This window comes from Pseudomonas cavernae (assembly GCF_003595175.1).
GTDB lineage: Bacteria > Pseudomonadota > Gammaproteobacteria > Pseudomonadales > Pseudomonadaceae > Aquipseudomonas > Aquipseudomonas cavernae.
The window spans coordinates 4,880,794-4,894,877 of sequence record NZ_CP032419.1; the positions used below are offsets into that span (position 1 = coordinate 4,880,794).

10 protein-coding genes are annotated in these 14,084 nt (G+C 66.1%); 5 read left to right on the plus strand and 5 right to left on the minus strand.

Annotated elements, in window-relative coordinates; translation table 11 throughout:
- Positions 1-81 precede the first annotated feature (81 nt).
- Positions 82-1,566, plus strand: a complete 1,485-nt coding sequence (gene zwf, locus D3880_RS22255) for a glucose-6-phosphate dehydrogenase (RefSeq protein ID WP_162935031.1) — start codon at positions 82-84, stop codon at positions 1,564-1,566.
- A 246-nt stretch (positions 1,567-1,812) separates the two neighbouring features.
- Here the strand turns inward: zwf and D3880_RS22260 are convergent, their stop codons facing one another.
- Positions 1,813-2,532, minus strand: a complete 720-nt coding sequence (locus tag D3880_RS22260; protein ID WP_119895576.1) for a hypothetical protein — start codon at positions 2,530-2,532, stop codon at positions 1,813-1,815.
- A 143-nt stretch (positions 2,533-2,675) separates the two neighbouring features.
- On the minus strand, positions 2,676-5,561 hold the full coding sequence (locus D3880_RS22265) for a putative bifunctional diguanylate cyclase/phosphodiesterase (protein WP_119895577.1): 2,886 nt from the start codon (positions 5,559-5,561) through the stop codon (positions 2,676-2,678).
- Positions 5,562-5,727: 166 nt separating this feature from the next.
- Between D3880_RS22265 and uvrD the strand changes: the two genes are divergently transcribed.
- Positions 5,728-7,914, plus strand: coding sequence for a DNA helicase II (gene uvrD / locus D3880_RS22270; RefSeq protein ID WP_119895578.1), 2,187 nt, complete (start codon positions 5,728-5,730; stop codon positions 7,912-7,914).
- A gap of 164 nt (positions 7,915-8,078) precedes the next feature.
- Positions 8,079-8,657, plus strand: coding sequence for a TetR family transcriptional regulator (locus D3880_RS22275; protein ID WP_119895579.1), 579 nt, complete (start codon positions 8,079-8,081; stop codon positions 8,655-8,657).
- A 196-nt stretch (positions 8,658-8,853) separates the two neighbouring features.
- Here the strand turns inward: D3880_RS22275 and D3880_RS22280 are convergent, their stop codons facing one another.
- Positions 8,854-9,492: an FMN-binding negative transcriptional regulator gene (locus D3880_RS22280; RefSeq protein ID WP_119895580.1), complete on the minus strand. Its 639-nt coding sequence runs from the start codon at positions 9,490-9,492 to the stop codon at positions 8,854-8,856.
- 169 nt (positions 9,493-9,661) lie between these two features.
- On the opposite strand from D3880_RS22280, the gene D3880_RS22285 reads away from it, so the two are divergent.
- Complete coding sequence (locus D3880_RS22285; protein WP_119895581.1) at positions 9,662-10,516, plus strand: Tim44 domain-containing protein; 855 nt, start codon at positions 9,662-9,664, stop codon at positions 10,514-10,516.
- Positions 10,517-10,681: 165 nt separating this feature from the next.
- Here D3880_RS22285 and D3880_RS22290 read toward each other — a convergent pair whose 3' ends face one another.
- On the minus strand, positions 10,682-11,146 hold the full coding sequence (locus tag D3880_RS22290; RefSeq protein ID WP_119895582.1) for an aminoacyl-tRNA deacylase: 465 nt from the start codon (positions 11,144-11,146) through the stop codon (positions 10,682-10,684).
- 171 nt (positions 11,147-11,317) lie between these two features.
- Between D3880_RS22290 and D3880_RS22295 the strand changes: the two genes are divergently transcribed.
- A complete protein-coding gene (locus tag D3880_RS22295; protein WP_119895583.1) occupies positions 11,318-11,725 on the plus strand; it encodes an SMI1/KNR4 family protein in 408 nt (135 codons plus the stop codon).
- 176 nt (positions 11,726-11,901) lie between these two features.
- Here the strand turns inward: D3880_RS22295 and D3880_RS22300 are convergent, their stop codons facing one another.
- Positions 11,902-13,665, minus strand: coding sequence for a cation:proton antiporter (locus D3880_RS22300; RefSeq protein WP_119895584.1), 1,764 nt, complete (start codon positions 13,663-13,665; stop codon positions 11,902-11,904).
- Positions 13,666-14,084 lie beyond the last annotated feature (419 nt).

Below are 14,084 nucleotides of genomic sequence, written 5' to 3' on the forward strand. Positions count from 1 at the left end.
GGGCCAGATAACCATCCACTGGGCCCTGACTCGGTTATGATCGGCACACGCCGGATTGTAGTGTGTTTGTAGTTATACTACATGAACTTGTCCAGCGCTCAGCTAAACCGCGTCCGGAGAGCTTTTTTGACCATCCCCTGCGACATGCTGGTCTTCGGCGGCACCGGCGATCTGGCCCTGCACAAACTGCTGCCCGCCCTCTACCACCTGCACCGCGACGGCCGCCTCGATCCGCAGACGCGCATCCTCGCCCTCGCCCGCCAACCGCTCAGCCGCGCCGACTACCAGGCCCTGGCCGAACGCCGTTGCCGTGCCCAAGTGGCCCGTGCCGACTTCGACGGCCCGACCTGGCAGAGCTTCGCCGCGCGCCTCGACTATTTCGCCATGGACGTCGCGCAGAGCGCCGACTTCGGCCGCCTGGCCAAGCGCCTGGACAGCCGCGAGCGGGTGCAGGTGTATTACCTGGCCACCGCGCCCAAGCTGTTCGAGGACATCGCCGCCCACCTGGCCATCGCCGGGCTGGCCGGGCCGCAGGCGCGCATCGTGCTGGAAAAACCCATCGGCCACTCGCTGGAGTCGGCCAAGGCGATCAATGCCGCGATCGGCGCGGTATTCGACGAATCGCGGGTGTTCCGCATCGACCACTACCTGGGCAAGGAAACCGTGCAGAACCTGATGGCACTGCGCTTTGCCAACGCCCTGTTCGAGCCGATCTGGCGCGCCGGACATATCGATCACGTGCAGATCAGCGTCAGCGAAACCCTCGGCGTAGAAAACCGCGGCGCCTACTACGACCACTCCGGGGCTATGCGCGACATGGTGCAGAACCATCTGCTGCAGCTGCTCTGCCTGGTGGCCATGGAGGCGCCGGTGCGCTTCGACGCCGAAGCCGTGCGCGACGAAAAGCTCAAGGTGCTGCAGGCGCTGAAACCCATGCACGGCCTCGACGTGCAGGACAAGACCGTGCGCGGCCAGTACATCGCCGGGAAGATCGGCGGGCAGGAAGTGCCGGCGTACTACTTCGAGAAAAATGTCGACAACGACAGCGATACCGAGACCTTCGTCGCCCTGCAGGCGGAAATCGACAACTGGCGCTGGGCCGGCGTACCGTTCTACCTGCGCACCGGCAAACGCCTGGCGAAGAAGAGTTCGGAAATCGTCATCCAGTTCAAGCCGGTGCCGCACCGCCTGTTCAACGGCGGCGAGGCCAACCGCCTGCTGATCCGCCTGCAGCCCGAGGAGCGCATCAGCCTGCAGCTGATGGCCAAGGCGCCGGGCAAGGGCATGCGCCTGGAGCCGGTGGAGCTGGACCTCAACCTGGCCCAGGCGTTCCAGCAGAAACGCCGCTGGGATGCCTACGAGCGCCTGCTGCTGGACGTGATCGAAGGCGACTCGACGCTGTTCATGCGCCGCGACGAAGTCGAAGCGGCCTGGGCCTGGGTCGACCCGATCCTGCTCGGCTGGCAAGAGTACTACCAGAGCCCGCGGCCCTACCCGGCCGGCTCCAGCGGCCCGGAACAAGCTCACAGCCTGCTGGAACTGCAAGGCCGCAGCTGGCACGACTGACTGCGCCACAAGCTGCCAGCTGCCAGCCCCAAAGCGCCGGGAACATCCCGTCAATACCGCGCCAGCACTGGGCCGCACGGCAGCTGCGCAGGTTTCTGCCCAGCATTGCGCAGCGCGTGGCGCAGTTTTCCCGCCTAGCACCGCCAACGCAGCCAAGCTTTAAATCCAAGCCTTTGTTTTATAAAGGCTAAAAACTCCTGGCACGCGCCTTGTTATAGCCCCGGCTCCCGGACCAGTTGGGCTTCCTCACTTAAATGTAGAAAACTGCTCTACAAGATCGTTATCTCCAAAAGTCCCAGTCGATTGCTCTATCACCCGCAACAACCGCACCGGCAAATACTCTCGCAACCCCTGATCGCCGGCGGCTAGCAGCTCCAGCAATAGTCCCTGCAAGGCATTAGGGTGCAGATTGGCGCAGACATCCGCTTGGCGGGCCAACGGCAAGCCGCCAAGGACGCGTACAACCACCGCGCCGTTGCCATCGGCGAGCGCCGCTTCGGTGAGCTTGCACAGGTAACCGCTGGAGAACGTCCGCAGCGCCTGCACGATCAGGTCCATGTCCTGGATATGGCGGGCGATCTGCAGCACATTTTCCGGTGAGTTGAGACCGAAGATCAGCACCTTGAGCTGCTTGGCCGACAGGCATTCGGCGTAGCGTGCGGCGGTGGCGAACTGGCGGTCGTCACAGAGTTGGCGGGCGACCTCGAGGTGCAGGCTGTCCGGCAGGCTGAGGTAGGCCTCGAGGATCAGCCGTGGATCGAGGTGAACGGTGGCCTGGGCAAGAAAGTCGATGGGCAGCGCGATGATCAGCTCGCGTAACTGCTCGGCCGGCATGTGTGGCGCCATCTGCGCGACGCGCTGCGGCCCCAGTTGCAACACCACCGGCACCTTTACCGCCAGGGGCGCGAGACCTTGCGAAGCCAGCAACAAGCGCTGGCCAAGACTCAGGATCGGTTGTTTCGCCATGGATGAAATCCTTCTCCGGCAAATCGAACGGCAGGCACGAGCCAGCGATTGCGTCCGCCAAGCATGGGGCAAACGCCTGCGACAAGGCAGCCATCTTTGATTGGGGCTGGCGCCAGCGGCCGTAACACTGATAGCGCGTGCTGTTACTGCCAGAGCGCCGCGGCCTGTTCCTTGAGCAGTTGAGCGAAGACCTGCGCCTCCACCGGTCGGCTGATCAGGTAACCCTGGATCTCGTCGCAGCCCTGGGCCTTGAGGAAGTCCATCTGCGCCTGGGTTTCCACCCCTTCGGCCACCACTTTCAGCTCCAGGCTGTGGGCCATGGCGATGATCGCGCGGGTGATGGCGGCATCCTCGCCGTTGGCAGAGAGGTCGCGGATAAAGGTCTGGTCGATCTTCACGTAGTCGACCGGGAAGCGCTTGAGGTAGCTGAGTGACGAGTAGCCGGTGCCAAAGTCGTCGATCGCCAGCTTCACCCCCAGTTCGCGCAGCTGGCGGAAGGTGCTGATCACGCTCTCGACGTTATCCAGCAGCTGGCTTTCGGTCAGCTCCAGCTCCAGCAGGCGCGGCGGCAGTTCGGTTTCCGTCAGCACCTGGCGCACCAGGCTGACCAGGTTGCCCTGGCGCAGTTGATGCATGGAGATGTTCACCGACACGCGCAGATCGGCCAGGCCCTGGCGTTGCCACTCGCGCGCCTGCTGGCAGGCGCGGCGCAAGACGATCTCGCCGATCGCGCCGATCAGTCCGGTTTCCTCGGCCAGGCCGATGAACTCGCCCGGCGGCACCAGGCCGAGCTCGGGATGGCGCCAGCGCACCAGCGCCTCGGCGGCGTTCAGGCTGTCATCGGCCAGGCACAGCTTGGGCTGATAGAAGACCTCCAGCTGGCCCAGCTCGATGCCTTTGCGCAACTGGATTTCCATCTGTAGGCGTTCCAGCGTGCAGGCCTGCAGATTGTCGGTGAAGAACTGGAAGGTGTTGCCGCCCAGGTGCTTGGCATGCTGCATGGCCATGCCGGCCTGGGTGACCAGGGTGGAGATTTCCCGCGCGTTGTCCGGCAGCAGGCTGATGCCCAGCGAGGCGCTGACCACCAGCTCGTGGCCGCCGATGTTCATTGGCACGCGCAGCTTGGCCAACAGCCGGCTGGCGGTGCGCGCCAGGCTCGACAGGCTGCCGTAGGAATCCAGCAGCACGGCGAATTCGTCGCCGGACAGCCGCGCCAGGGTATCGGCCTCCGGCATCGCCTGAGTCAGACGGCGGCTGACCTGACGCAGCAGCTGGTCGGCGACTTCGTGGCCGAGGCTGTCGTTGAGCAGCTTGAAGCGATCCAGATCGATGTGCAGCAGGGCCAGGCTGCGGCCGCTCTGGCGTGCGCGCTGGCTGGCCTCGTGCAGGCGCTCCTTGAACAGTGCGCGGTTGGCCAGGCCGGTGAGTTCGTCGTAGTGCGACAGGTAGCGCAGGCGCTCCTCGGCCTCGCGGCGCGCCGAGAGGTCGGCGAAGAAGCCGACGATATGGCTGACCCGGCCCTGGCTGTCGCGCACCACGTTGAGCTGCAGCCACTGCGGATAGAGTTCGCCGCTCTTGCGCGTCTCCATCAGCTCGCCCTGCCAGCTGTCGCTCTGCTCCAGTTCCTCGCGAATCCGCTCGTACTGGCGGCGGGTGTCGCGGTTTTTGACCAAGCCGGCGACCTGCTGCCCCTGCAACTCGTCCCGGCGATAACCGGTGACTTCGCTGTAGGCCTGGTTGACCGCCAGCACGCGGTACTGCGGATCGAGGATGATGATGCCTTCGCTGGCGGCCTCGAATACCGTGGCGGCCAGGCGCTGTTCTTCCTCGCGGTGCTTCCAGGCGCTGATGTCGCGGCGGGTGCCGAGCATGCGCAGGACCTTGCCGCCGGCGTCGCGCTCGACCGCGCGGCCGCGATCCTCGACCCAGAGCCAGCGGCCGTCGGCGTGGCGCACGCGGTATTCGATCTGGTAGCCGTCGCTGCGACCCTTCATGTGTTCGACCAGCGCCCGGCGCAGCGTCGGCAGATCCTCCGGATGCAGGCGCGGCTTGAGGTGGCTGAGCACGCCCTTCACGTCTTCCTGCTCGATGCCGAAGATTGCCTGCAACTGCGAGTGATGCACCTCGTCGGTTTCCAGGTTCCAGTCCCACAGGCCGAGCTGACTGGCCTCCACCGCTTGGGCCAGGCGCTCCTCGCTCTTGCTTAGGGCCTGGCCAGTGGCCGCCAGCTCCCGCGTGCGTTCAACCACGCGCATCTCCAACTCGCCATGCGCCTGGCGCAGCTCGCGTTCGGCGCGGCGGCGCTGCTCCACCTCGCGGGCCAGCTCATGGTTGAGCCCTTCGGCCTGCGCCTTGGCCTGCTCCAATCCCTGGATCAGCGCCTGGTTGTGGAAACGCTGCAACAGGCTGCGCTGCACCAGGCGGTTGACCTGCCAGGCCACCACCGTCAGCGCCACCAGCAGGATCGCCGCCAGCAGCCCCCAGCCGCGCAGCAGCGGGTGCTCGTTGAGCAGCAGATAGGTCACCGAAGGGATCAGGCAGGGCAAGGCGAAGGTCAGGAAGGCCGTCATGCTGATGGCGTAGGCGACGCTGGCGGAGAGGATCGCCGCGGCGATCAGGCCGAACACCAGCGCCTGCAGGATGAAGGCCTCGGGCGGCACCAGGGCGATGGCGCCGACCGCCATGCACAGGCCGGAGGCGCCGGCGCCGAGCAGGAACATGCGCCACCAGTGCGGATTGACTTGGCGGCTGGGCAGCGCCCGGTTGAAGGCCGCCACCTGGATCAACCGCAGCAGCGCCAGCCCCAGCAGGCCGATCAGCCAGGCGGACAACCACAGGCCATGCTGCGCATCCCAGAGCAGGAAGGCGCAGGCCAGACCGCTGAGCAGCATGAACAGGGTGGGAATCCGCGAGCCCTGATAGAGCAGGCGGGTGCGCTCGACGGCGATCTGCGCGATGAACTGCCGGCGGATCTCGCGATCGGCGTCCACGGACGGCCCGCTACGGCTGGGCCTGAAAGTCTCGGTCATAGGCGCTGTTCTTGTAATAGTCTGCCTAGGGATCGGCGGAGCATACCGGAGCAAGCAGCATCGCCCAAGGCTCGCATGCGTGCCCGCCCATCTTTAGTAGAGTTCGCTCGTCCGCTGCCCCGGCCGCTGGTTTGCCCTGCCCCGGCGCGATCCCTACAATGCGGCGATGCAAGATGATCTCTCCCAACTGCTGAACTCCCTCAACGACGCTCAACGCCAGGCGGTAGCCGCGCCACTGGGGCGTCAATTGGTCCTCGCCGGCGCCGGCTCGGGCAAGACCCGCGTGCTGGTGCACCGCATCGCCTGGCTGATCCAGGTCGAGCAGGCCTCGGCGCATTCGATCCTGTCGGTGACCTTCACCAACAAGGCCGCCGCCGAGATGCGCGTGCGCATCGAGCAGCTGCTCGGCCAGAGCCCCATGGGCATGTGGGTCGGCACCTTCCACGGCCTGGCCCACCGCCTGCTGCGCGCGCACTGGCAGGAAGCCGGGCTGAACCAGAACTTCCAGATCCTCGACTCCGACGACCAGCAGCGCCTGGTCAAGCGGGTGATCCGCGACCTCGGCCTCGACGAACAGCGCTGGCCGGCGCGCCAGGCGCAGTGGTTCATCAACGGCCAGAAGGACGAGGGCCTGCGTCCGCAGCACATCCAGGCCAGCGGCGACCTGTTCCTCGCCACCATGCGCAGCATCTACGAGGCCTACGAAGCGGCCTGCGCGCGCACCGGGGTGATCGACTTCTCCGAACTGCTGCTGCGCGCCCTGGACCTGTGGCGCGACCACCCCGGCCTGCTCGAACATTACCAGCGGCGCTTCCGCCACATCCTGGTCGACGAGTTCCAGGACACCAACGCCGTGCAGTACGCCTGGCTGCGCCTGCTGGCCAAGGGCGGCGCCAGCCTGATGGTGGTCGGCGACGACGACCAGTCGATCTACGGCTGGCGCGGCGCGCGGATCGAGAACATCCAGCAGTTCGGCGATGACTTCGCCGATGCGCAAACCATCCGCCTGGAGCAGAACTACCGCTCCACCGCCGGCATCCTCAAGGCCGCCAACGCGCTGATCGCCCACAATCAGGGGCGCCTGGGCAAGGAGCTGTGGACCGACGGCGGCGACGGCGAGCCGCTCAGCCTGTACGCCGCCTTTAACGAGCACGACGAAGCGCGCTACGTGGTCGAGTCGATTGAGGACGCGCGGCGCAAGAGCGGCCTCAAGCGCAGCGAGATCGCCATCCTCTACCGTTCCAACGCCCAGTCGCGGGTGCTGGAAGAAGCGCTGCTGCGCGAGAAGATTCCCTACCGTATCTACGGCGGCCAGCGCTTCTTTGAACGCGCCGAGATCAAGAACGCCATGGCCTACCTGCGCCTGCTCGACGGCCGCGGCAACGACGCGGCGCTGGAGCGGGTGATCAACGTGCCGCCGCGCGGGATCGGCGAGAAGACCGTGGAAACCCTGCGCGAGCTGGCCCGCCAGCAGCAGCTGTCGCTGTGGGAGGCGCTGCACCAGGCGGTCGGCAACAAGCTGGTCAGCAGCCGCGCCGCCGGTGCGCTGAACGCCTTCGTCGAGCTGATCGACGAACTGGCGCTGAAGGTCGAGCAGATGTCGCTGCACCTGATGACCCAGACCGTCATCGAGCAATCCGGCCTGCTCGCCTATCACCAGGAAGAGAAGGGCGAGAAGGCCCAGGCACGGGTGGAAAACCTCGAGGAACTGGTCAGCGCCGCGCGCGCCTTCGACAACGAGGAGCCGGAGGACGACCTCAGCCCGCTGCAGGCCTTCCTCGGCCACGCCTCGCTGGAGGCCGGCGACACCCAGGCCGGTCCCGACGAAGACTGCATCCAGCTGATGACCCTGCACAGCGCCAAGGGCCTGGAATTCCCGCTGGTGTTCCTGGTCGGCATGGAGGAAGGCCTGTTCCCGCACAAGATGAGCCTGGAGGAGCCCGGGCGCCTCGAGGAAGAACGCCGTCTGGCCTACGTCGGCATCACCCGCGCCATGCAGCAGTTGGTGATCAGCTACGCCGAGACCCGCCGCCTGTACGGCAGCGAGACCTACAACAAGGTGTCGCGCTTCGTCCGCGAAATTCCGCCGGCGCTGATCCAGGAAGTGCGCCTGTCCAACAGCGTCAGCCGGCCGCTGGCCGGCGGCAGTTACAGCAACAGCGCGCTGTTCGCCGGCGCCGCCGTGCCGGACACCGGTTTCAACCTCGGCCAGGCGGTGCGCCACGCGCTGTTCGGCGACGGCGTGATCCTCAACTTCGAAGGCGCCGGCGCCCAGGCGCGGGTGCAGGTGAAGTTCGAGAGCGAAGGCAGCAAGTGGCTGATGCTCGCCTACGCCAAGCTGCAAGCGCTGTAGCGGCCAAACGCAGCCCGTAGGGTGGAAAACCGAGCAGCGTTTTCCACCACAAGCCGGTGGATGTGCCAAGCGACATCCACCCCCACCCGCCCTACGGCTCCGCCGGTCGCCAGCCATGGCCCGGGCGATGCACCCGGCCATACTGAAAGGCGGAGGTGCCTCCCATGTCCCACGCGTCACCCTCAGCCGAGCAGATCCTCGACACCGCCCTGCAACTCGCCGACCTCTGCGGCTGGGAGCGCCTGCAGCTGTTCGCGGTGGCCGCCGAACTCGGCGTCGGCCTGGAGGCCATCGGCCGCCACTACCGGCAGAAGGACGATCTGGTGGAAGCCTGGTTCGACCGCGCCGACCGGGCCCTGCTGGCCCACGCCCAGGCCGAGGCGCTGATCGGCCTGGATGCCGCGCAGCGTCTGGAGGAACTGCTGCTGACCTGGCTGCACAGCCTGGCGCCGCACCGTACGGTGACCGGGCAGATGCTGCTGTACAAGCTCGAACCCGGGCATTTCCACCTGCAGGTACTCGGCCTGCTGCGGGTCAGCCGCACCGTGCAGTGGTGGCGCGAAGCGGCGCGCCGCGATAACCATCATCTGGCGCGCATCGTCGAGGAAAGTCTGCTGACTGGCGTGTATCTGCGCACCTTCGTGCACTGGCTACGGCACCCCGCGGAAGGCCAGAGCGAGCTGCGCGCCCTGCTGCGCCGCCAGCTGACACGCGGCCCCTTGCAACGCCTGTTGCGCCGTTAGCAGGCGGTTGAAAAACGTAGGCGAGGCAGCCGAGACAAGGCAAAAACGGCCGAAAAAGCGCAGCTTACGTGCGGTAAATGAGCATGACTCGTTTCACTCGCCCTTCGGGCCGCGCTAAAGCGCGTTAGCAGCAAGCTGCTTGCCGAGGCCGTTTTTAACGCCGTATCGGCAACGCAGGTAGTTTTTCAACAGCCTGTTAGTCATCGCGCGGCCAAGCCGCCATCTGCCCAGCGAGGCGCTGCTCCTCGGGCCGCACGGACTGCTCGAAGCCGCGCCGAACCCCGGCGATATCCTGCGCATCGCGGTTCTGGCTGAGCTTCCACTTGCCCTCGAGACGGCTGATCGGGATGGCGAAGCCGACGATGGCGCGCAGCATGGCGTCGATGTAGTCGGCCGGCGCGTCGCTCACCGCCCAGGGCTGCGCCCGCCCCTGCTCATGCCGCGCGCTCAGACGCGAGACCAGCGCCAGCAGCCGCTCGCGCTCATCGAATAGCTCGACCCGGCCGTAGGCATGCACCGCCAGGTAGTTCCAGGTCGGCACCACCTTGCCGTGCAGCGCCTTGCTCGGATAGACGCTTGGACTGACATAGCCCTCCGGCCCCTGGAACAGCACCAGCGCCTCGCCGCCGGCCAGCCCGCGCCACTGCGGATTGGCGCGGGCGAAATGGCCGTAGAGGGTGCCGAACTCGCCCTCCTCGCGCGCCAGCAGCAAGGGCAGGTGGCTGGCCTGCAGGCCTTGCACATCCTGGCTGACCAGGGTCGCCAACGGCATCGCCTCGATCAGGTCGTGCAGGCTCGGCAGATCGGTCTGGGCAAAAGCGGAGGGAATGTACACGGCGTGCGTCCTCGGAGCATTCTGCCGCAGGTGTAACACAGATGGCCCTGCAGATGGCCCTGGCTGACCAGCGGCAGCCGACATAAATCCGGAAACATTCTGTCGCTAGCCAGCGACGCCAAGACGGGGCAGCATGGCGCGCGTGCCATCCATCAAACGGGAATTCCCTATGCAACGCGTTCTCAGCCTCGTTCTGGCCCTGTGCGTCGGCCTGACGCTCAGCCTCGACGTCAATGCCGCCAAACGTCTGGGCGGCGGCAAGTCGTTCGGCTCGGCGCCGACCCACCAGACTCGCCAGGCCCAGCCCAGCACTCCAGCCGCCGCCCCCACCGCGCCAGGTCGCGCGCCAGCCGCCGCCAGCGGTGCCTCGCGTTGGCTCGGCCCACTGGCCGGGATCGCCGCTGGCGGTCTGCTCGCCTCGATGTTCATGGGCGACGGCTTCGAAGGTTTCCAGATGTTCGACTTCCTGATCGTCGGCCTGCTCGCCTTCCTCGCCTTCCGCCTCTTCTCCGCGTGGCGTAAACGCCAGGCCCACGGCCAGCCAGCCGCCGCCGGTCATGCGCCGTTCCAGCGGCAGATGCCGGACCAGGTCGCGCCGCAGCCATCGATCTTCGGTGGTAGCTCCGCAGCCGCCGCGCCGCGGATCAATGCCCCGGCCTGGTTCAACGAGCAGCGCTTCCTCGAGCAGGGCCGCGAGCATTTCCTCGCCCTGCAGCAGCACTGGGATGCCAACGAGATGGACAAGCTCGTCGAGTACTTCACCCCGACCATGCTCAACTTCCTCAAGGAAGAACGCGCCAGCCTGGGTGACGCCTACCAGTCCACCTATATCGACGACCTGCAGCTGCAGCTGGATGGCGTCGACGAACTGGCCGACAAGACCGTCGCCACCCTGACATTCAACGGAGTGGCCAAGAGCTCGCGCTTCGATCAGGGCGAAGCCTTCAGCGAAAGCTGGCGCATGGAGCGCGCCAACGGCGACAACCAGCCCTGGCTGGTGGCCGGTATCCGCCAGAACGGCTGATCCTTCTGCGCCATGAACAAACCCGGGCTTGCCCGGGTTTGTCGTTTCAGTGCCGGCGGTGCCGGCGCCGGGCGATCGAGCGGCGCAAGTAGAAGCGTGGCGGCGCCGTCGCCGGCAGCGTCAGTGGCCGCCCGGCAGGCCGCTGCTGCACGGGTGGGCGTCCTTTCAGTGGCACAGCTCGCAGACCTCGGCGTGCGGCACCAACTTGAGGTACTGGTCCATCTGCAGGTGCACCAGGTTCTGGTGATCGCCGGCCTCCAGGTAGATGTCCTGCTGGCGGGTCAGCTGCGGGTCGACCAGCATCTTCATGCCGTAGGGTTCGCCCAACGCCGGCACGGCGCCGAGTTCGCAATCGTGGAACAGCCCGGCGATGGTCGCCTCGTTGCTCAGCTGCCAGTCCGTCGCGTCCGTGCGCACCTTGCCCAAGTCGAGGTGACGGCTGGCCGGCACCACCGCCATCAGGTAGTGGCCGTGACGATCATCGAGGATCACCGACTTGGCCAGGCGCTCCGCCGGCACGTAGGCCACCCGCGCCGACTCCAGGCTGGTCGCCGAGTGCGGGTGGGCGACCAGCTCGAATTCGCAATGCGCGCTTTCCAGGCTGCGTTGTAGGGTTTTGGCCATTTGCATGATGTACCTCCCAGCCCGAGGGCCTTGGCGAAACCGCAATACTTCTGCTCAAATTTTAGTCAGCCCAGCCAGGGCCGGCGGCAGATTTTACGACCATCCGACCCGCGGATTTTTCCACCCACACAGCGGCTACTGTATAAAGCGCATCCCACTGCACGAGGGCCTGTAGGCATGGAAGAAGTCATCGAACAATTGCGCGAACTCAACGAGCCGGTACCGGTGCCACTGGAGCTACCGGACGAAGACCTGCTGGTGGAAATCGAGGAGCAGCTGCTGATCAACCTGCCCTTCGAGCTGCGCGAGTTCCTGCTCAAGGTCAGCGACGTGGTCTACGGCCACCTGGAGCCGGTGACCGCCAGCGATCCACAGTCGCACACCTACCTGCCGGAAGTCGCCTCGGTGGCCTGGGACCTCGGCGTGCCGCGCGACCTGGTGCCGATCTGCCAGGACGGCCGCGACTACTACGTGGTCGACATCGAGGGCGAGGTGACCCTGTGGTCCGGCGCCGAGGGCGAGCTGACCGACGAGACCTGGGATTCGGTGTGGCACTGGGCGCGGGATGTGTGGCTGGAGAGCTGAGCCCCGGCACGAACCCGCTCTTGTAGGTTGGCGCTGAGCGCAGCGAAGCCCAACGACGAGGCCGAGCCCAGCAAAGAAGCTGTGACAACCGCCACTTGTTGGGCTTCGGCGCTGCGCCCCTCAACCCAACCTACGAGGGAAACCGCCGAACACCGCGCAGCCCGACGCCCGCCGATTCAATGCCCGTTGTGCTGGCTGCCCTGCTCCAGGGTCTCCATCAGCGCCACCTGCATGCGCGTGTGCACGCGGATGAACCAGCGCCACAGCAAGGCGATCAGCCCGGCGGCGAGCACACCGATGACCACCAGCAGCTCGATGGTGGGCAGGATGCTCGCCGACAGGCCCATCAGCAGCACCAGGATGCCGGCCAGCGACAGCAGCGGGATCAGCTCGGCGATCGCCCGGCGCACCCGCAGCGTGTGGCGGCCGGCCTGCTCCGGGCGCACGCCCAGCTCGGCCAGCAGCATCGCCAGCGCCTTGAGCTTGCGGTAGGCGGCGATCAAAAACGGCAACGACAGCAGCAGCGCACCGCCCCAGATCAATGCCTTCTGCAGATTGCCCTGGGCGATCCATGGTTGCAGATAGCCGGCCAGGCTCTCGGCAAACCAGGCGCTGGCGAGGAAGATCGCCACCACCAGCGCCAGGTTGACGCCGATCTGCAGCAAAATCTTGCGGATCATGCCCATCAGCAGCGCGCTCTGCCCCTGCGGCTGGATGCTGCGTAGCCAGTCGCCATACAGACCGAACACCCGTGCCAGGTTGTCCGGCATCCAGCCGGCCAGGCGCAACGCCAGTGGGTCGGCGGCGCGGATCAGGTACGGCGTGCTGAGGGTGGTGAGCGCCGACACGGCCACCGCCACCGGGTAGAGGAATTCGCTGGTGACCTGCAGGGTCACGCCCAGCGCGGCGATGATGAAGGAGAACTCGCCGATCTGCGACAGGCCCATGCCGACGCGCAGCGAGGTGCGCCCGTCGTTGCCGGCGAGGAAGGCGCCGGTGCCGCAGGAGATCACCTTGCCGAGGATCACCGCGAGGGTGATCAGCGCGATCGGCCAGGCGTACTCGACCAGCACCGCCGGGTCGATCAACAGGCCTATGGCGACGAAGAAGATCGCACTGAACAGGTCGCGCACCGGCTCCACCAGGCGCTCGATCTGCTCCAGCTGGCGCGACTCGGCCATGATCGCGCCGATCAGGAAGGCGCCCAGGACCATGCTGTACTCCAGCTTGACCACCAGCAGGGAGAAGCCGAAGCACAGGCCAAGCACGGTGATCAGCAGCATCTCGTTGCTCTCGAACTGCGCCACGTAGGCGAGCAGGCGCGGCACCAGGAGGATGCCGATCACCAGGGCGACGATCATGAACAGCGACAGCTTGCCGACCGTGGCGAACACCTCTCCGGTCTCCACCGCGCCGCTCACCGCGATGCCCGACAGCAGGGCGATGATGCCGATGCCGAGGATGTCCTCGACTATCAGCACGCCGAAGATCAGCTGGGCGAAGCGCTCCTGCTTCATCTTCAGGTCGCCGAGCGCCTTGACGATGATGGTGGTCGAGGAAATCGCCAGGATCGCGCCGAGGAACAGCGAATCCATGTTGCTCCAGGCGAAGAACTGGCCGATCTGGTAGCCGATCCAGATCATCAGGGCAATTTCCAGGAAGGCGGCGATGAACGCCGTGGCGCCGACCTGGAACAGCTTGCGCAGGGAAAACTCCAGGCCCAGGCAGAACATCAGGAAGATCACTCCCAGCTCGGCGAGGGTCTTGATGGTGTCTTCGTCGTGGATCAGGGCGAACGGCGGCGTGTGCGGGCCGATGATGAAGCCGGCGATGATGTAGCCGAGCACCACCGGCTGCTTGAAGCGGTGGCAGAGGATGGTGACCATCCCGGCAATCAGCATGATCACCGCCAGATCCTGGATAAAACTGATGGCATGCATGGCGGCAAACTCCTTCGGCTGCTGAGCACTCTGACGGGCAAGCGCCCGCGTCCGTGCTCGGATTCTCTCCTGGCTCCGCGGGAGCCGCGTGGAATAAGGGGACTATTAAATACCCGCCAGCGCGGGAGCGGCCAGGGTAGCATCAGCCAGCGCCCCGGCAGGCGCGGGCAATATGCGGAAACAGTTGGTTGGCCGTAACGGCGCCGGGAGGAGCGCAATCAGCTGATGCAACGGCATTGCGCCGCATGCCCTCTCGACGCCCTCGGGGCAATGCGCTGCGCTTATTGCACCTACGGGCTGATTCATTGTTCGACAGGGCTTTGGGCAGTCTGGGTCAGGGTTTCAAGGTGAATTGTCCATGAGCAACCTTGGCCGCATCGATCACCACCTGCAACGAAAAGGGTCGTCAACATTTAAAT

What these genes read in the sequence shown, in the direction of transcription:
- D3880_RS22290 (WP_119895582.1), bottom strand. Translation starts at nt 11,146, where the DNA reads ATGCAAATGGCCAAAACCCTACAACGCAGCCTGGAAAGCGCGCATTGC.
- D3880_RS22260 (WP_119895576.1), bottom strand. Translation starts at nt 2,532, where the DNA reads ATGGCGAAACAACCGATCCTGAGTCTTGGCCAGCGCTTGTTGCTGGCT.
- D3880_RS22295 (WP_119895583.1), top strand. Translation starts at nt 11,318, where the DNA reads ATGGAAGAAGTCATCGAACAATTGCGCGAACTCAACGAGCCGGTACCG.
- D3880_RS22300 (WP_119895584.1), bottom strand. Translation starts at nt 13,665, where the DNA reads ATGCATGCCATCAGTTTTATCCAGGATCTGGCGGTGATCATGCTGATT.
- D3880_RS22285 (WP_119895581.1), top strand. Translation starts at nt 9,662, where the DNA reads ATGCAACGCGTTCTCAGCCTCGTTCTGGCCCTGTGCGTCGGCCTGACG.
- D3880_RS22275 (WP_119895579.1), top strand. Translation starts at nt 8,079, where the DNA reads ATGTCCCACGCGTCACCCTCAGCCGAGCAGATCCTCGACACCGCCCTG.
- D3880_RS22265 (WP_119895577.1), bottom strand. Translation starts at nt 5,561, where the DNA reads ATGACCGAGACTTTCAGGCCCAGCCGTAGCGGGCCGTCCGTGGACGCC.
- zwf (WP_162935031.1), top strand. Translation starts at nt 82, where the DNA reads ATGAACTTGTCCAGCGCTCAGCTAAACCGCGTCCGGAGAGCTTTTTTG.
- uvrD (WP_119895578.1), top strand. Translation starts at nt 5,728, where the DNA reads ATGCAAGATGATCTCTCCCAACTGCTGAACTCCCTCAACGACGCTCAA.